Origin of the sequence: Micromonospora coerulea (assembly GCF_016598485.1) — a bacterium.
Taxonomy (GTDB): Bacteria; Actinomycetota; Actinomycetes; order Mycobacteriales; family Micromonosporaceae; genus Micromonospora; species Micromonospora coerulea.
Window position 1 is genome coordinate 161,174 of sequence record NZ_JAEMUW010000007.1, and the last position, 16,757, is coordinate 177,930.

General features: G+C 74.8%; 14 protein-coding genes. 10 read left to right on the plus strand and 4 right to left on the minus strand.

From position 1 onward, the window contains the following. Nucleotides 1–45 precede the first annotated feature (45 nt). Both hisS and I8N68_RS12120 read left to right on the plus strand, forming a co-directional pair. The gene (gene hisS / locus I8N68_RS12115) at nucleotides 46–1,368 is read left to right on the plus strand and encodes a histidine--tRNA ligase (RefSeq protein ID WP_200210018.1); all 1,323 of its coding nucleotides are present in this window, start codon (nucleotides 46–48) and stop codon (nucleotides 1,366–1,368) included. Between the two features lie 70 nt (nucleotides 1,369–1,438). Then, nucleotides 1,439–2,380 (plus strand): acyl-ACP desaturase, encoded by a 942-nt coding sequence (locus I8N68_RS12120; RefSeq protein ID WP_200210019.1) that lies wholly within the window; start codon nucleotides 1,439–1,441, stop codon nucleotides 2,378–2,380. Between the two features lie 162 nt (nucleotides 2,381–2,542). On the opposite strand, the gene I8N68_RS12125 is transcribed toward I8N68_RS12120, so the two are convergent. Next, nucleotides 2,543–3,058 (minus strand): PaaI family thioesterase, encoded by a 516-nt coding sequence (locus I8N68_RS12125; RefSeq protein WP_200210020.1) that lies wholly within the window; start codon nucleotides 3,056–3,058, stop codon nucleotides 2,543–2,545. Nucleotides 3,059–3,114: 56 nt separating this feature from the next. Between I8N68_RS12125 and I8N68_RS12130 the strand changes: the two genes are divergently transcribed. Next, nucleotides 3,115–3,591: a winged helix-turn-helix transcriptional regulator gene (locus tag I8N68_RS12130; protein ID WP_200210021.1), complete on the plus strand. Its 477-nt coding sequence runs from the start codon at nucleotides 3,115–3,117 to the stop codon at nucleotides 3,589–3,591. A gap of 82 nt (nucleotides 3,592–3,673) precedes the next feature. On the opposite strand, the gene I8N68_RS12135 is transcribed toward I8N68_RS12130, so the two are convergent. Further along, nucleotides 3,674–4,504: an SGNH/GDSL hydrolase family protein gene (locus I8N68_RS12135; RefSeq protein WP_200210022.1), complete on the minus strand. Its 831-nt coding sequence runs from the start codon at nucleotides 4,502–4,504 to the stop codon at nucleotides 3,674–3,676. A 250-nt stretch (nucleotides 4,505–4,754) separates the two neighbouring features. On the opposite strand from I8N68_RS12135, the gene I8N68_RS12140 reads away from it, so the two are divergent. Continuing rightward, entirely contained in the window at nucleotides 4,755–5,813 is a 1,059-nt protein-coding gene (locus I8N68_RS12140; RefSeq protein ID WP_200210023.1) for a S1 family peptidase, read from the plus strand. Between the two features lie 249 nt (nucleotides 5,814–6,062). On the opposite strand, the gene I8N68_RS12150 is transcribed toward I8N68_RS12140, so the two are convergent. Beyond that, a complete protein-coding gene (locus I8N68_RS12150; RefSeq protein WP_200210024.1) occupies nucleotides 6,063–6,797 on the minus strand; it encodes a DUF998 domain-containing protein in 735 nt (244 codons plus the stop codon). 154 nt (nucleotides 6,798–6,951) lie between these two features. Between I8N68_RS12150 and aspS the strand changes: the two genes are divergently transcribed. The 4 genes from aspS (at nucleotide 6,952) to I8N68_RS12170 (ending at nucleotide 11,751) form a co-directional block, all read left to right on the plus strand. After that, on the plus strand, nucleotides 6,952–8,757 hold the full coding sequence (gene aspS, locus I8N68_RS12155; protein WP_200210025.1) for an aspartate--tRNA ligase: 1,806 nt from the start codon (nucleotides 6,952–6,954) through the stop codon (nucleotides 8,755–8,757). Between the two features lie 90 nt (nucleotides 8,758–8,847). Then, nucleotides 8,848–9,660 carry a sugar nucleotide-binding protein gene (locus I8N68_RS12160; RefSeq protein WP_200210026.1) on the plus strand — a complete coding sequence of 271 codons (813 nt, stop codon included), beginning with the start codon at nucleotides 8,848–8,850 and terminating at the stop codon, nucleotides 9,658–9,660. Between the two features lie 97 nt (nucleotides 9,661–9,757). Then, the gene (locus I8N68_RS12165; RefSeq protein WP_200210027.1) at nucleotides 9,758–10,360 is read left to right on the plus strand and encodes an ArsR/SmtB family transcription factor; all 603 of its coding nucleotides are present in this window, start codon (nucleotides 9,758–9,760) and stop codon (nucleotides 10,358–10,360) included. Further along, nucleotides 10,357–11,751, plus strand: coding sequence for an MFS transporter (locus tag I8N68_RS12170; RefSeq protein WP_200210028.1), 1,395 nt, complete (start codon nucleotides 10,357–10,359; stop codon nucleotides 11,749–11,751). The genes I8N68_RS12165 and I8N68_RS12170 overlap by 4 nt, the downstream gene beginning before the upstream one ends. 65 nt (nucleotides 11,752–11,816) lie before the next feature. Here I8N68_RS12170 and I8N68_RS12175 read toward each other — a convergent pair whose 3' ends face one another. Continuing rightward, nucleotides 11,817–12,557 carry a GNAT family N-acetyltransferase gene (locus I8N68_RS12175; RefSeq protein WP_200210029.1) on the minus strand — a complete coding sequence of 247 codons (741 nt, stop codon included), beginning with the start codon at nucleotides 12,555–12,557 and terminating at the stop codon, nucleotides 11,817–11,819. 132 nt (nucleotides 12,558–12,689) lie between these two features. On the opposite strand from I8N68_RS12175, the gene I8N68_RS12180 reads away from it, so the two are divergent. Both I8N68_RS12180 and I8N68_RS12185 read left to right on the plus strand, forming a co-directional pair. After that, a complete protein-coding gene (locus I8N68_RS12180) occupies nucleotides 12,690–12,902 on the plus strand; it encodes a hypothetical protein (RefSeq protein WP_200210109.1) in 213 nt (70 codons plus the stop codon). A gap of 75 nt (nucleotides 12,903–12,977) precedes the next feature. Further along, nucleotides 12,978–14,483 carry a replication-associated recombination protein A gene (locus tag I8N68_RS12185; protein ID WP_200210030.1) on the plus strand — a complete coding sequence of 502 codons (1,506 nt, stop codon included), beginning with the start codon at nucleotides 12,978–12,980 and terminating at the stop codon, nucleotides 14,481–14,483. The last annotated feature ends 2,274 nt before the right edge of the window (nucleotides 14,484–16,757 follow it).

Sequence of the window (16,757 nt, forward strand, 5' to 3'; positions counted from 1 at the left end):
CCACGACCTGCCCGCGCCGTCCGCGTGGGACGCAAGGAGTACGCCATGAGCAAGCCCACGCCCATCTCCGGCTTCCCGGAGTGGACGCCCGCGCAGCGGATGATCGAGCAGTTCGTCCTCGACCGGATCCGCGCCACCTTCGAGCTGTATGGCTTCGCCCCGCTGGAGACCCGCTCGGTCGAGCCGCTGGACCAGCTCCTGCGCAAGGGGGAGACCTCGAAGGAGGTCTACCTGCTGCGCCGGTTGCAGGCCGACACCGACGGCCCCGCCGGCGACGACGCGCTCGGCCTGCACTTCGACCTCACCGTGCCGTTCGCCCGGTACGTGCTGGAGAACGCCGGCAAGCTGCAGTTCCCGTTCCGCCGCTATCAGATCCAGAAGGTGTGGCGGGGCGAGCGCCCGCAGGAGGGGCGCTACCGGGAGTTCCTCCAGGCCGACATCGACATCGTCGACCGGGACACCCTGCCCGCCCACTACGAGGCGGAGATGCCGCTGGTCATCGGCGACGCCCTGCGGTCGCTGCCGATTCCGCCCGTGCGGATCCAGGTGAACAACCGCAAGATCTGCGAGGGCTTCTACCGGGGCATCGGCCTGACCGACCCGGAGGCGGCACTGCGCGCGGTCGACCGGCTCGACAAGATCGGCCCCGCCAAGGTCGCCGAACTGCTGGCCGAGACCGCCGGGGCGAGCGAGGCGCAGGCCAAGGCGTGCCTGGCGTTGGCCGAGATCTCCGCCCCGGACGCCTCCTTCGCCGACGCGGTGCGCGCGCTCGGGGTGAGCGACCCGCTGCTCGACGAGGGCATCACGGAGCTGACCGCGGTGGTGGAGACCGCCGCCGCGCACTCGCCCGGCCTCTGCGTCGCCGACCTGCGGATCGCCCGTGGCCTGGACTACTACACCGGCACGGTCTACGAGACGCAGATGGTGGGCTACGAGCGGTTCGGCTCGGTCTGCTCCGGCGGCCGGTACGACAACCTGGCCAGCTCGGGCAACGTCCGCTTTCCGGGGGTCGGCATCTCCATCGGGGTGACCCGCCTGCTCGGCCTGCTCTTCGGTGCCGGCGAGCTGTCGGTCTCCCGCAGCGTGCCGACCTGTGTGCTGGTGGCGGTCAGCACCGAGGACGACCGCCCGGCCAGCAACCGCATCGCCGAGGCGTTGCGCTCCCGGGGCATCCCCACCGAGGTGTCGCCGAGCGCGGCCAAGTTCGGCAAGCAGATCCGGTACGCCGAGCGGCGTGGCATCCCGTACGTCTGGTTCCCGGGGGCCGAGGGCGACGAGGTGAAGGACATCCGCTCCGGCGAGCAGGTCGCCGCGGCGGCGGGGGAGTGGACGCCGCCCCGCGAGGACCTGAAGCCACTGGTCAATTAGCCGCATTACTCGCGCGTACGGCTGAGAGGACCTACGGTGGCGTAAGTTACGCCACCGTAGGGAGACTCGCATGACTGCCGCCCCGCTGAGCCAGACCGCCCTGCTCCTCGAACTCGAAGCCGTGGTGGAGAAGAACCTCGACCGGCACCTGTCGATGGCGAAGGAGTGGTTCCCGCACGAGTACGTCCCGTGGAGCGAGGGCCGCACCTTCGACGGCCCGCTCGGCGGCGAGGCGTGGTCGCCGGACGATTCCGGCATTCCCGAGGTGGCGCGGACCGCGCTGATCGTCAACCTGCTCACCGAGGACAACCTGCCCTCGTACCACCACGAGATCGCCACCCTCTTCGGCCGGGACGGGGCCTGGGGGACCTGGGTGCACCGGTGGACCGCCGAGGAGGGCCGGCACGGCACCGCGATCCGTGACTACCTGACGGTGACCCGGGCGGTGGACCCGGTGGCGCTGGAGCGGGCCCGGATGATCCACATGTCCGAGGGCTACGTCAACGTGCACAACGACGAGGTGCTGCACTCGCTGGCGTACGTGTCGTTCCAGGAACTGGCAACCCGGATCTCGCACCGCAACACCGGCAAGGCGACCGGCGACCCGGCCTGCGAGGCGCTGCTGGCCCGGGTGGCCGCCGACGAGAACCTGCACATGGTCTTCTACCGCAACCTGCTCGCGGCGGCCTTCGAGCTGGCACCGAGCCAGGCCATGCGGGCCGTCGCCGACGTGCTGGCCGACTTCCAGATGCCCGGCGTCGGCATCGACGGCTTCGCCCGTAAGTCGGTGGCGATCGCCCTGGCCGGCATCTACGACCTGCGCCAGCACCGCGACGAGGTGGTCGTCCCCGTGCTGCGCCAGTGGGACGTGTTCAACGTGACCGGCCTGAACGCCGACGGCGAGACGGCCCGGGAGGCGATCGCCGCCCACCTCGACACCCTGGAGGCCGCCGCCTCCCGCTTCGAGGAAAAGCGCGCCGCCCGCGCCGCCCGCCTCTCCGCCACCCGCTGACCCCACCCACGCGCTACGGCACGCGGGACGGCCGCTCTCTCTTGGAAGGAGTGGCCATTCCGCGTGCCATGGCCACTCTTTCCCGGCACGTGCGCGGGACTCGGGCACTTGTGCGGTGAGTGCCGGCGGGGTCGGAGTGCGTAGGGCGGGGCGGGCGCGCTGTCAGGCGGGGGTGTCGAGGGCGAAGAGGAGGCAGCTGGAGGTGGCGTGGGCGATGAGGCGGCCCTGGGCGTCGGTCAGCTTCGCCTCGGCCAGCGCCGTACGGCGACCGCGCTGCAGGACGGTGCCCTCGCAGCGCAGGGTGCCGCTGGCCACCGTCACCGGGCGGAGGAACTTCACGTTCAGATCCAGCGAGGTGTAGCCGACGCCGGCGGGCAGCGTGGTGTGCACCGCGCAGGCGGCGGCGGTGTCGAGCAGGGTGGAGATGACCCCGCCGTGGACGGTGCCGAGCGGGTTGTAGTGGAACTCCTGGGGCACCAGCTCGACGGCGACCCGGCCCTCGTCGGCCTCCATCCGGGCCATGTCGATCAGGTGCATGATCGGCGGCGCGGCCAGCTCGCCGGCGATCATTGCGCGGAGCAGCTCCAGGCCGCCGCGCCGGCCGACGTGGGCCGCGCCGGCGGCCGGGTCCGACCAGGAGAAGGTACGGCTGCGCGTCGCGTCCTGCGTCTGAGTCATGGACTCAGCCTGGCAGCGCGTTGCTGAGTCTGTCAATCAGACCTAGCCTGGTCCGCATGAGACCCGCGGCACTGGACTGGTCGGTCGAGAACTGCACCATCGCCCGGGCGATGGAGGTCCTCGGCGAGCGGTGGACCCTGGTCGTGCTCCGCGAGGTCTTCAACGGCATCCGCCGCTTCGACGACATGCGGGTACGCACCGGCATCCCCCGGCAGGTGCTCACCAACCGGCTCGCCACCCTGGTCGAGCAGGGGGTGCTGCGCCGGGAGCCGTACCGGGAGCCGGGCAGCCGGGTGCGCCACGAGTACCGGCTCACGGAGAAGGGCCTCGACCTCTGGCCGGTGCTGGTGGCCGTGCTCGGCTGGGGCGACCGCTACCTCGCCGACCCCGAGGGCTCGCCGCTGCGGGTGACCCACCGGGACTGCCGCGCCGAGGTCCACGTCGAGCTGCGCTGCGCCGCGGGGCACGAGGTGGCGGACCCGCGGGACGTGGTGCCCCGACCCGGCCCCGGGGCGCGCCGCCGGGTCGACTGACCGGCGGCGTCCGCTTCCGGTACGCCGGAACGGGCGCGGGCCGGCGCGCGGACGGCGGACCGCCCGCGCGCCGTGGGGGTGGCTACCAGCCGAAGCCGTTGGCGTACGAGATGCTGGCCAGCACCGCCTGGCCGCTGGTGTTGGGGTGGAAGTAGTCCCAGCCGGAGACCTGGCTGAGCACGAACGGGTAGCTGAACACCGCGTTGTCGTCGAAGTCGCAGTTCGCCCCGTACGCGGCGCAGGCCTGGGCGAGCTGGGTGTTGTAGTCGATCACCCGCTGCCGGACCCGGGCCCGCCGGTCGACGTCGGCCTGGGCGGTGGACGTGGGGTTGGCCAGCATCGACTGGCAGATGCCGAAGCTCGACCAGGCGCTCAGCGCGCTGAAGTTGCTCCGGCCGATGTACCAGAGGCGGTAGATGTCCGGCACGCTGAGCACCGCGACCCGGGCGTTGGGCAGGCCGGCCCGGAGGCGGTTGAGCGCACTGTCGATGTTGGCCCGGTACGTGCTGACCGGGGTCATGGTGGCTTCCGAGCTGGTGCAGGCGTCGTTGGCACCGATCATCACGGTCACGTACTCGACACCCTGGCTGACCGCGGTGCCGGCCTGGCCGTACATGTCGGCGGACTTGGCGCCGCTGCGGGCGTCGTTGTGGTTGCGGCCCTGGATGTTCGGGTTGACCGCGCGGATCCGCAGGTAGTGGCTGTTCACCGTGGAGTAGTCGCCGGTGCTGAACGAGCGCGAGGTGCAGTCGACGTACCAGCCGCAGGCATTGAAGCCGCGGGTGATGGAGTCGCCCATGCTGGCCATCGAGTTGGGCGGTGGGGTGGTGGCGGCGCTGGCCGGGTCGGCGGCGAGCAGGACGAGGGCGGTGAGGCTGGCGAGGGTGGCCAGCACGCGTCGGGAGATGGTCATCGTGGCCTCCGGTGCACGGGTGCCGGTATTGCGACAGTGACCGGGATCGTATAGATGACAATCTGTGTCCACAATGTTGCGGAGCCGTTACCTGTGGCCGGCGGGTGAATTCGGGCAAACCGAGGTCTTGTCTATGATCTTAAATATGTGAATACTTCAACCGAGCCCGGCCGGTTCCCCCAGCTAGGCCGGGTTGGTCCAGGGCCCTCGCCACGAGTTGGGCCCCCCACCCCCATCCGGGAGGCTGTTCATGCGACCCACGAGGTCATCGCTCCGCCGCGCCGTCACCGTCGCCGTCGCCGGAACCCTGGTAGCCGGCTCGCTGCTCGGCGCGCCCGCCCAGGCGGCACCCTCCTCGTCCGCTTCCCCCGACGCCGCGGCCAACCTGGCCGCCCAGCTCGGCGACCGCGCCGCCGGCACGTACGCCGACGCCAGCGGCAAGATGGTCGTCGCCGTCACCGACGCCGCCGCCGCCCGCACCGTCCGCGCCGCCGGCGCCACCCCCAAGCTCGTCACCCGCGGCGCCGCCACGCTGCAGGCCGCCACCGCCGAGCTGGAGCGGTCCGCCAAGATCCCGGGCACCGCCTGGTGGACCGACCCGGCCACCAACCAGGTGGTGGTCTCGGTCGACCGCACGGTGACCGGCGCCAAGTTGGACAGGGTCGAGGCCGCCGCCGCCCGCACCGGTGGTGCCGTCCGGATCGAGGCCGAGGCCGGCGTGCTGAGCACCCGGATCAACGGCGGCCAGGCGATCTACGCCGGCGGCGGCGGGCGTTGCTCGCTCGGCTTCAACGTGCGCAACAGCGCCGGCACGTACTACTTCCTGACCGCCGGGCACTGCACCAACATCTCGTCGAGCTGGTACACCAACTCCAGCCAGACCACCTACATCGGTCCGCGTGCGGGCACCAGCTTCCCGGGCAACGACTACGGCATCGTCCGGTACAGCAACACCAGCCTGACGCACCCCGGCAGCGTCTACCTCTACAACGGCAGCTCGCAGGACATCACCGGCGCCGGCAACGCGTTCGTCGGCCAGTCGGTCCGGCGCAGCGGCAGCACCACCGGTGTGCGCAGCGGCTCCGTACAGGCGCTCAACGCCACCGTCAACTACGCCGAGGGCTCGGTCTACGGCCTGATCCGCACCAGCGTGTGCGCCGAGCCGGGCGACAGCGGCGGCTCCCTCTTCGCCGGCAGCACCGCGCTGGGCCTCACCTCCGGCGGCAGCGGCAACTGCACCACCGGCGGCACCACGTACTTCCAGCCGGTCACGGAGGCGCTGAGCGTCTACGGCGTCAGCGTCTACTGAGCCACCCCATGCGGGCGGGCCGCCGGGCGACCGGCGGCCCGTTCCGTGCCGCTTCCCCGCGATCAGCGGACCGGGCGGCCCGGCCCGGGGTGCCTTCCGCCCGGTGGGCGCCCCCGTGACGGCCGGTCCCGACGGCGGACCGGGGCGGTGCGCTGGGGCTGTTCTGGGCCGGGGAGCGGGCGCACGGCATCGTCGAGGTCTACCAGGTGCCCTCCTGGGAGGAGCACCTGCGCCAGCACGGCGGCCGGCTCACGGGAGCCGACCAGGCCGCCGAGGAGCGGGCCCGCGAGCCGGTCGACGCTGCTCCGCAGGTGCGGCAACTGCTGCCCGCCGACGCGGACTGACGGGCGGGCCGGGGCCGGCGGACCGCGCGAGCTGCGCCCGCCGGGCGGAGAGCACCGCCAGTAGCGGCCAGAGCGCGACCGCCACCGCCGTCACCCGCTCGGCCAGCCCGGTCCGGGACCCTCCGGTGACCTCGTACGCGAACCAGCCGAACAGACTCAGCAGCAACGCGGTGACGCTGAGCGCCACCGGTCGGCGGAACGCCCAGGGCGGCTCCGGCCGGGCAGGGTGCCCGGCGTCCGGGCCACGCGGCAGCCACAGCGCCGAACAGGCCGGCCAGAGCGTCAGGGCGAGCACGGCCACCGTCGCCACGGTGCCGTGGCCGAGGGAGCCGCCGACCTTCGGCCGCGGGAAGGCGACCAGCGCGATGGTGGCCACTCCGCCGACGGCCAGCAGGAAGCGGCTGGGCAACCCGGCCGCGTGCAGCACGGCGGCGGTCGCCAGGTAGCAGCAGCCGAGCAGCACCAGACAGCCGACCATGATCCAGGCGTCGGTGGCGCCCTGACCGGCCAGCTCGCTGATGGTGTCCCGGATCGGGTCGTACCCGGTGGCCTGCCGGGCGCCCGCGACCGTCGCGCCGGCCACCAGCAGCACCGGTGCCGCCGCCGCCATGACCACGGCCCAGGTCGGTACGGCACGCATCGGGTCACGGTAACCGGCCGGGCGGTCCGTCCGTCGTGGTTCGCCCGTCGGCCCGGCGACGAATCGCACCCGCGTGCCGGGTGCCCGGAGAAAGGGCGGCCGCCCCTGACAGAATGACCGGTGAGGACTGTTCCACGATGAGGAGTTGCCAGCCGTGATCCGTACCCACAATGCCGGAAGCCTGCGCGCCGCGGACGCCGGCTCGACGGTGACGCTCGCCGGTTGGGTGGCCCGCCGACGCGACCACGGCGGGGTCATCTTCGTCGACCTGCGTGACGGCTCCGGCGTGGTCCAGGTGGTCTTCCGCGAGGAGGACGCGCACGCGCTGCGCAACGAGTTCTGCGTGAAGGTCACCGGCGAGGTGACCCGCCGGCCCGCCGGCAACGAGAACCCGGAGCTGCCCACCGGCGAGGTCGAGGTGACCGCCAGCGAGCTGGAGGTGCTCTCCGAGGCCGCCCCGCTGCCGCTGCCGGTGGACGACCAGATCGAGGCCGGCGACGACATCCGGCTCCGGTACCGCTACCTCGACCTGCGCCGCGGTGGCCCGGCGAAGGCGATGCGGCTGCGCTCGCGGGCCAACCAGCTCGCCCGCACCGTGCTGCACGAGCGGGACTTCCTGGAGATCGAGACGCCGACGCTGACCCGGTCCACCCCGGAGGGCGCCCGCGACTTCCTGGTCCCGGTCCGCCTCCAGCCGGGCAGCTGGTACGCGCTGCCGCAGTCACCGCAGCTGTTCAAGCAGCTGCTCATGGTTGGCGGCATGGAGCGGTACTACCAGATCGCCCGCTGCTACCGCGACGAGGACTTCCGCGCCGACCGGCAGCCGGAGTTCACCCAGCTCGACATCGAGATGTCCTTCGTCACCGAGGACGACGTGATCGACCTCGGCGAGGCGATCGTGTCGGCGCTGTGGAAGGACCTGGCCGGGCACGAGATCTCCCGGCCGATCCCGCGGATCACCTGGCACGACGCCATGGCCCGGTACGGCTCCGACAAGCCGGACCTGCGCTACGGAGTCGAGCTGACCGAGCTGACCGACTACCTCCGTGGCACCGAGTTCCGGGTCTTCGCCGGGGCGATCGACGCCGGCGGGTACGTCGGCGCGGTCGTCATGCCGGGCGGTGCCAGCCAGAGCCGCAAGGAGCTGGACGGCTGGCAGGACTGGGCCAAGGCGCGCGGCGCGCGCGGCCTGGCGTACGTGGTGCTCGACGCGGAGACCGGCGAGGCGCGCGGCCCGGTGGCGAAGAACCTCTCCGCCGCGCACCTGGGCGGGCTGGCCGACGCGGTCGGCGCCAAGCCGGGCGACGCGGTCTTCTTCGCCGCCAGCGTCAACACGCGGGAGGCGCAGGAGCTGCTGGGCGCGGCCCGGATCGAGATCGCCAAGCGGGCCGGCCTGATCGACGAGAGCGCCTGGGCGTTCTGCTGGGTGGTCGACGCGCCCATGTTCGAGAAGACCGACGAGGGCGGCTGGACGGCCGTGCACCATCCGTTCACCTCGCCGAACGCCGAGTGGGTCGACAGCTTCGAGGAGGCCCCCGACCGGGCCCTGGCGTACGCGTACGACATCGTCTGCAACGGCAACGAGATCGGCGGCGGCTCCATCCGTATCCACCGCGGCGACGTGCAGCAGCGGGTCTTCGACCTGCTCGGCATCACCCCTGAGGAGGCGCAGGACAAGTTCGGCTTCCTGCTGGAGGCGTTCAAGTACGGGGCCCCGCCGCACGGCGGCATCGCGTTCGGCTGGGACCGGGTCTGCATGCTGCTCGCCGGCGCGGACTCGATCCGCGAGGTGATCGCCTTCCCGAAGACCCGCGGTGGCTTCGACCCGCTGACCGGCGCGCCGACGCCGATCACCGCGCAGCAGCGCACCGAGGCGGGCATCGACGCCAAGCCGAAGGCGCCGACCGGAGTGCACGCCGGCACCGCCGGCCCGGTGGCTCCGGTCGCCGACCCCACCTGAGCCGTCCCCACCTGAGCCGTCCCCACCTGATCGAGCGGTCCGCGGCATGATGTCGCGGACCGCTCAACCTTCTCAGGAACGGGGACCGGGATGACACTGCTCGTGGTGGGGGCCAGCGGCTTCCTCGGCACGGAACTCTGCCGCCAGGCGGTCGCCGCGGGGGAGCGGGTGGTCGGGACGTACCACTCGGCCGCCGTCGCGGTGCCGGGCGTCGAGGCGCGCCGTCTCGACGTCACCGACCGGTCCGCCGTGCGCGCGCTGGTCACGGCCGTACGCCCCGACGCCGTCGTCGCCACCCCCTACCGGTACGCCGACTGGGTGGTCACCGCCGACGGGGCGGCCCATATCGCGGTCGCCGCCGCCGAGGTGGGCGCCCGGCTGGTGCACCTGTCCAGCGACGCGCTGCACGCCGGCCGTGGCACGCCCTACCTGGACGATGAGCCGCCCAGCCCGGTCTTCCTGTACGGGGCGGCGAAGGCGGCGGCGGAGACCGCGGTGCGGGCGATCGACCCGGCGGCGGTGCTGGTGCGGACCTCGCTGATCGTGGGGGAGGGGAGCAAGCAGATCCAACTCTGCCGCGACGCGCTCGCCGGCCGGGCCACCCTGTTCACCGACGAGCTCCGTTGCCCGGTCGATGTGGTCGACGTGGCCGCCGCCGTCCTCGAACTGGTGCCCTCCGATTACGCCGGCCCGCTCAACGTGGCCGGCCCGGACGCGGTCAGTCGCGCCGAGCTGGGTCTGCTGGTGGCTCGCCGAGAGGGGATCGACCCGGCCGGGATGAAGACCACCACGAGCGCGGCCTCCGGCCTGCTCCGCCCCACCGAGGTACGCCTCGACTCCGCCCGCGCCGCCGGCCTGCTGCGGACCCGGCTGCGCGGCGTCCGCGAACTGCTCGCCCCCTGAGGGCGGGGCACGCGCGGCCGATCCCCGCCGACGATCTGCGCACACCTTTTATGCAGAACTATTGTGCAGAAAAGGTGTGCACAAGTATTGTGCATCCATGGAAAGTGAGGAGAAGCCGGGGCGCCCGGCGCCGCGCGAGGTCCGGTTGGACCACCGGCAGGTGCGGGTGCTGGCGCACCCCATGCGGATGCGGCTGCTCGGCGCGCTGCGGGTGAACGGCCCCGCCACCGCCACCGCCCTGGCCGCCCTGCTCGACACCAACACCGGCGCGACCAGCTACCACCTGCGCCAGCTCGCCGAGGCCGGGCTGGTCACCGAGGACCCGGATCGCGGCACCGGGCGGCAGCGCTGGTGGCGTGCCGCGCACGACGTCACCAACTGGGAACCCACCGACTTCGACGACGACCCGGACGCCCGCGCCGCGATCGAGTGGATCGAGGGCGACCAGGTGCGCCTCTTCGTCGAGCACGCCGAGCGGTGGCTCGCCGTCCGGCACCGCTGGTCACCCGCCTGGCGCGACGCGTTCGGCATGGGCGACATCTTCATCAGCCTTCCGCCGGCCCGGCTCGAGGCGCTCAAGGCGGAGGTGTGGGAGATCCTCGACCGGTACAACCGGGAAGCCGACTCGGCCGAGCCCGGCGCCGAGCAGGTGCAGGTCTTCCTCGCCGCGTACCCGCTGCTGTTCGGGAGGAAGCAATGACCAACCTGTCCGTACGCCAGGTCCGCTTCCGCTACCTCACCCTCTACGGGCTGCGCTGGCTGCCCACCGGCCTGATGATCCCCGTGATGATCCTGCTGATGCAGGAACGCGGCCTGTCGCTCACCCAGATCGGCCTGGTCGGCACCGCCCAGGGTCTGATCGTGCTCGCGCTGGAACTGCCGACCGGTGGGCTCGCCGACGCACTCGGCCGCAAGCCGGTGCTCGTGGCCGCCTGGGTGGTCTGCCTGGCATCGCTGACCATCTTCGCGGTGGCCGACTCGTTCTGGCTCTTCTTCCTGTCCTGGGCGCTGCAGGGCTTCTACCGCGCGCTGGACAGCGGCCCACTGGAGTCCTGGTACGTCGACGCCACCCTCGCCGCCGACCCGAACGCCGAGTACGAGCCCGGCCTCGGCTACGCCGGCACCGTCATCGGCGTCGCCATCGGCGCCGGTGCGCTGCTCAGCGGCGGCCTGGTCGCGCTGGGTCCGGTCGGCCCGATCAGCGCGCTGACCCTGCCCGTGCTGGTGGCCATCGCCCTCCAGACGATCGCCCTGGTCGTCCTGCTGCGTCTGCTGGTCGAGACCCGGTCGGCCAGGGGCGCCGGCGCGCTGCGGGCCTCGATGGTCGAGGCGCCCCGGATGGTCGGGCAGGCGGTCGGACTGCTGCGCCGCTCCCGGGTGCTGCTCGCCCTGGTCTGCGTCGAGCTGTTCTGGGGCTTCGGGATGGTGACCTTCGAGTCGCTGCTGCCGGTCCGCCTCGCCGAGGTGGTCGGGGACGCCGACCGGGCGGCGGCGCTGCTCGGCCCGGCCAGCTCGGTGGCCTGGCTCGCCAACGCGGCGGGTGCCGCGCTGACCCCGCTGCTGCTGCGCTGGCTCGGCGCCGCGCCCGCCGCCGCGTTGCTGCGGATCCTGCAGGGCGTGACGGTGGTCGGGATGGGTGTCTTCGCCGGCCCGGTCGGGGTGCTCATCGCCTACCTGGCCTGCTACACCGTGCACGGCGCGTCGAACCCGCTGCACATGGGGCTGCTGCACCGCCAGGTCGACGGGCCGTACCGGACCAGCGTGCTCTCGCTGAACTCGATGATGGCCCAGCCGGCCGGGGCCCTCGGCATGGTCGTCCTGACCACGCTGGCGGACCGCAGCAGCGTCAGCACCGCCATGTTCGTCGGCGCGGTGGTGCTCGCCCTGGCCGCCCCGCTCTACCTGCCGGCCTGGCGCGCCGGACGGGCCGCGACCGCCGACGGGAGCGGGACCCCGCCGGTCGGCCCGGGCGCGCCGGTCGCCGAGCCCGAGCTCGCCCCGGGGCTGGCCGATGCGGCGGCACCGGCCACCGGAGCCGTCTCGCCCGAGGCCGTTCCGACCGCCGACGTGACCGCCACCCGGAGCCGCTGACCCGATGCCGCCACGACCCGGCCCCGCCGGTCTCCGCCCGGTGGGTCGGGTCGCCGGGGATGCGGTCAGCCGAGGTGGACCGAGCTGCGGTGCTCGGTGCCGGTGTAGCCGAGCCGGCGGTAGAGCCGGATCGCCGCGAGGTTGTCGGTGTAGACGCCGAGCGCGACGTGGTCGTACCGGGCGAAGAGGGCGCGGGTCATCCCGGCGGTCAGCGCCGCCCCGAGACCCCGCCCCCGCCGGTCGGTCGCCACCGTAAGGCCGGCCAGGAAGCCGATGTCGCCACGGCTGCGGTCCGCCCCGCAGGCGACCAGGCGGTCGCCGTCGCGGATGCCGTACCAGTCGACGATGCGCGGGTCATCGGGCCGGGAGGTGGTGGTCGGGAACGACTCCTCGATCAGCTCAGCCAGGGCCGGGTGGTCGGCCTCGGTGAGGCGTACCACCCGCTCCTCCTCCGGCCGGGGCGGCGGGGGCGTGGTGGTCCAGAGGAAGTCCCACTCGTCGAGCCGGGCGATGGTCAGCCGCCCGGCCAGCTCCTCTGCCGTGGTGCGGGGCAGGTGCAGCCACTGGCCCGGCCGCAGCACCCCGTCCGCCACGAGACCGGCGAAGACGTCCACCGCCGGAGCGGTCGGCCCCAGTGCCCCACCCGCCGGGCCCTGCTCCGGGGGGAGGAGCCACCCCACCGCCCCGTCCCGGCGCCAGCCCCGCGGCTGGTGGTCCCGCCAGAGCGCGTGCCGGGCGTACGGGTGGTGTCCGGTGGCGGCCAGGAGTGCGTCCCGTCCCACCAGGACCTGGTCGGCAGTGATCATGCGGCCAGCCTAGAACGCCGACCGGGGCGTCGACGGAGCCCGGGGGTGGACCGGTCCACGGTGGAGATTGGCGAAGAGACCGATTGGGTACATCACGTGCCGACCTACTGGGACCCCCACCGGAGGAACGACATGCTCGCCATTCTCGCGGCCATCGTGTTCGGCTTCGCGCTGCTGCTCGATTTCCTGAACAGCAACCTCGGCGCCCCCGACCTGTTCAACAACTGGACCCTGGCCCTCATCGGTTTCCTGCTGCTCTCGCTCTACCTGGCCGGGGTCGGCTCCGGCACGCGCGGCGCTGGCGGCGGCCGCTGGTACCGGGGTCGCCGCCCCGGTCGCGGCTGACCGGATCCGATCACCACTGGCCGGGCCGGCGGCGCGATTCCAGCGCCGTCAGCCCGGCCCGGTACTGTCTTCGTGATGGAATCCGACGCCCTTTTCACCCTCGGCGAACCCGCCGGGGCGCCCAGCGCCCCCGTGGGTTCCGGTGGCGTCGACGGGTTCACCGCCGCCGGCGCGGATTCCCCGCTGCCGGTTCGGATGCGGCCGGCCAGCATCGATGAGCTGGTCGGCCAGGATCATCTGCTCGCACCGGGCGCGCCACTGCGGCAACTGGTCGGCGGCGCGGCGCCCATGTCGGTGATCCTGTGGGGGCCGCCGGGCAGCGGCAAGACCACCATCGCCCACCTCGTCGCCCGGGCCACCGACCGCCGCTTCGTCGCGATGTCCGCGCTCTCCGCCGGGGTCAAGGACGTCCGGGCCGTGATCGAGGCCGCCCGGCGGCAGCGCCGCGCGGGTGGCCCGCAGACCGTGCTCTTCATCGACGAGGTGCACCGGTTCAGCAAGACCCAGCAGGACTCGCTGCTCGCCGCGGTGGAGGACCGCACGGTCACCCTGCTCGCGGCGACCACGGAAAACCCGTACTTCTCGGTCATCTCGCCGCTGCTGTCGCGGTGCGTGCTGCTCACCCTCCAGCCGCTGGACGATGACGCCGTCCGTGGCCTGCTGCGCCGCGCGGTCGCCGACGAGCGGGGCCTGGGCGGCGCGCTCACCCTGGCCACCGACGCCGAGGACCATCTCGTCCGGCTGGCCGGCGGCGACGTCCGCAAGGCGCTGACCGCGCTGGAGGCGGCGGCCGCCACCGCCACGGCGCTCGGCACCGGCCGGATCGACCTGGCCACCGCCGAGCAGGCGGTCGACGTGGCCGCCGTCCGGTACGACCGCGACGGTGACGCCCACTACGACGTGACCAGCGCGTTCATCAAGAGCATGCGCGGCTCGGACGTGGACGCCGCGCTGCACTGGCTGGCCCGGATGCTGGTCGCCGGCGAGGACGCCCGGTTCATCGCCCGCCGCCTGGTGATCTTCGCCAGTGAGGACGTCGGGATGGCCGATCCGACCGCGCTGAGCGTCGCCACCGCGGCCGCCCACGCGGTGGAGTACGTCGGCCTGCCGGAGGCGCAGCTCAACCTCGCGCAGGCGGTGATCCACCTGGCCACCGCCCCCAAGTCGAACTCGGCCACCACCGCCATCGGCGCGGCCATCGCCGACGTGCGGGCCGGTCGCGGCGGCGGGGTCCCGCGGGCGTTGCGCGACGCGCACTACTCGGGCGCACGCGGCCTCGGGCACGGCGCCGGCTACCGCTACCCGCACGACGACCAGCGCGGAGTGGTCACCCAGCAGTACGCTCCGGACGATCTCGTCGGGACCGACTACTACCGGCCCAGCGGGCACGGCGCCGAACGGTCGGTGGCCACCCGGCTGCCGTTGCTGCGCCGGATCGTCCGCGGGCTGCCCGCACCGCTGGCCCGGGCCGAGCAGGCCGCGCCCGCCGCCACCGGGAACGACCCCCAGCGAGCGGGCGCGGAGCAGGTCGACGGGGCGGATGAGGGCGGCAGCGACGCCGTCGAGGAGGGTCAGCAGTGATGGCGCGTGGTCCGGAGCGGCCGGAGGACGGCCCCGACGAGCGGCGGGACCCCCGTGCCAAGGGCCGCCGGTGGGGGCGGGGCAGGGCCGACGCCGAGCCCGAGGACGCGGCCGGCGGCGAGGAGTTCGGCTGGATCGACGACCTGCGGACGGCCAAGCAGCAGCGCACGGAGCTCGGACCGGAGGGCGGCGCCCCCGGGCAGCCACCGGCGGGCGCGGTCCCACCGCGCGGTCCGGTGCCACCCACCGGCCCGGGCCCGCGATCGGCGCCCCCGTCGCCGGAGGCGCCCCGGGGTGCCCGGCCGGATGCCGTTCCCTCGCCGGGCGCGGGCCGGCCCGGCGTCGACGGCCCGCCGGTACGGCGCAACCCGACCGCGGCCGGCGCGGCCGCACCCCCGGTCCGTCGGGGCGTCCCGGATCCCGCCGCCGGTCGGCCCCGCCCGGTCGACGGCCCGTGGCCCGGTTCGCCCGAGCCGGCCCCGCCGCTCCGTCGGCCGACGGAGCCGTCCCGGCCCCCGCGCCGCGACGGGGACGCCTCCACCGGCGCCGTCCCACCGACCCCCGGCGCCTCGCACGGTCCGGCCGGCGCCCCGGCCGGTCGGGTGAACCCGGCTCCGGCCGCCGGCGGTCCGGGCCGGGGCGGGCAGCCGTCCGTGCCGGGTTGGCCGGCACCCGGGCCGGGTGTGCCCCCGGACAGCTCCCGAGCCACCCCGCCGCCCGGCGCCGCCGGCCGGCGCGGCCCGGCGGGCCCTGGCGCCCCGACGTCCGCCCCGCCCACCGCTGGCGGCGGTCGCCGCGCGGTCCCCGACGGTGCCGAGCCCCCGGTGCGTCCGGCCGCTGGCGGCGGTCGCCGCGCGGTCCCCGAAGGCGCCGACCCCGCGGTCCGTCCGGTCTCCGGTGCCGGCCGGCGGGGGATGCCCGAGGGCCCGGAGTCGGCGGTGCGTCCGGTCTCCGGTGCCGGTCGTCGTGCGGCGCCCGACGGCGCCGATCCCGGCCTCCGCCCGGTCTCCGGCGCGGGTCGTCGCGCCGCCGAGCCCGGCCGTCGGGGTGCCCCGGCCGCCGGGCCGGCGAATCCCGCCGGCGCGCCCTATCCGACCGTCGACCCGGCCACCGGCGCCGGCACCGGCGAGCCCGAGGGCCGTCGCCGTCGTGGCCCGGCCCAGCCGGGTCCCGTGGATGCCGCCGGCGGTCCGGCGACGGACGCCCCGGCCGGCCCCGGGGTGCCCCGCTCGGGTGGCCGGCGCCGCGCCGGTGAACCCGATCAGCCGATCGTGCCGCGCAGCGGCAACGCCCCGTCGCTGCCGGGGGACGTGCCGTCACCCCGGGTCGCCCGCTCCGCGCCGGGCACCGACCCGGGCCGACCGACCGACCGGCGGCGGCCCCGCCCCGAGTCGGACGGTCCGGCCGCGTCTGGTCGTCGCGCGGCCCCCGAGCTGCCGCTTCCCGGTGGCCGCCCGGCCGAACCGGAGGCCACCGGTCCGCTCGCCGGCCCCCGCGGCCCCATCGACGCCCCGGGTGGCCGTCGGGCCGCCCCCGACGGCGGTGCCGTGCCGGGCGGCCGTCGTACCGGTCCGGGCGGTCCGGATCCGGCGGCGGGTCGTCGGGCCACCCCCGAGGCCGTCGAGCCGCCCACCGGTCGGCGCGGTGGTGCACCCGCCCCCGGTGGTCGACGCGCCGCGGCGGAGGACCCGCCGTCGTCGACCGGACGCCGCGGGGCGTCGGACGGCGCGGCCGCCCCGGCCGGGCGTCATGCCCCGGTCGACGGGCCGGCCACCCCCGATCCCCGCCATGCGGAGCGGGACGGCGGCGACGGCCCGCGTGGCGACCGCCCCGAGCGGCCCGCGGACTGGCTGCGCCAGGCCGGCCGCGGTCACCACAGCGACCCGGCGATGCCGGAGGTCGACCGGGCGACCCCGACCGGGTCCGCCACCGAGGAGCCGACCGGCGGCCGGCGGGTCGCCCGCGCCGACCGCGCCGCGACCGGCCGGGCCGGTGCCGCCGCCGTTCCGCCGGCGCCGAACACCCCGGCCGATCAGCCCACCGGCGCCCGCGGGACGGTCCGCCCCGGCGGTGCCCCCGCCCCGACCGGCCGGCCCACGGCTCCGTCCGCCAGCGCGGACGCCGGCCGTCCCGGCCCCTCCGGCCGGGCCGTCCCGCCTGCGACCGCCGGCAATGCCCGGCCGGCCGGACCGGCGCGGGGCGCGGCCCGACCCGGCACCGCCCCCGACGGTTCCGTCCCGCCGACGTCCCCGGCCGACCGGCCCGGGTCGCCCT

Excerpts from the sequence above, each read along its gene's own strand:
- I8N68_RS12170 (WP_200210028.1), top strand. The coding sequence starts at position 10,357 with ATGACCAACCTGTCCGTACGCCAGGTCCGCTTCCGCTACCTCACCCTC.
- I8N68_RS12185 (WP_200210030.1), top strand. The coding sequence starts at position 12,978 with ATGGAATCCGACGCCCTTTTCACCCTCGGCGAACCCGCCGGGGCGCCC.
- I8N68_RS12165 (WP_200210027.1), top strand. The coding sequence starts at position 9,758 with ATGGAAAGTGAGGAGAAGCCGGGGCGCCCGGCGCCGCGCGAGGTCCGG.
- I8N68_RS12180 (WP_200210109.1), top strand. The coding sequence starts at position 12,690 with ATGCTCGCCATTCTCGCGGCCATCGTGTTCGGCTTCGCGCTGCTGCTC.
- I8N68_RS12150 (WP_200210024.1), bottom strand. The coding sequence starts at position 6,797 with ATGCGTGCCGTACCGACCTGGGCCGTGGTCATGGCGGCGGCGGCACCG.
- I8N68_RS12140 (WP_200210023.1), top strand. The coding sequence starts at position 4,755 with ATGCGACCCACGAGGTCATCGCTCCGCCGCGCCGTCACCGTCGCCGTC.
- I8N68_RS12125 (WP_200210020.1), bottom strand. The coding sequence starts at position 3,058 with ATGACTCAGACGCAGGACGCGACGCGCAGCCGTACCTTCTCCTGGTCG.
- I8N68_RS12175 (WP_200210029.1), bottom strand. The coding sequence starts at position 12,557 with ATGATCACTGCCGACCAGGTCCTGGTGGGACGGGACGCACTCCTGGCC.
- I8N68_RS12135 (WP_200210022.1), bottom strand. The coding sequence starts at position 4,504 with ATGACCATCTCCCGACGCGTGCTGGCCACCCTCGCCAGCCTCACCGCC.
- hisS (WP_200210018.1), top strand. The coding sequence starts at position 46 with ATGAGCAAGCCCACGCCCATCTCCGGCTTCCCGGAGTGGACGCCCGCG.
- I8N68_RS12120 (WP_200210019.1), top strand. The coding sequence starts at position 1,439 with ATGACTGCCGCCCCGCTGAGCCAGACCGCCCTGCTCCTCGAACTCGAA.
- I8N68_RS12160 (WP_200210026.1), top strand. The coding sequence starts at position 8,848 with ATGACACTGCTCGTGGTGGGGGCCAGCGGCTTCCTCGGCACGGAACTC.
- I8N68_RS12130 (WP_200210021.1), top strand. The coding sequence starts at position 3,115 with ATGAGACCCGCGGCACTGGACTGGTCGGTCGAGAACTGCACCATCGCC.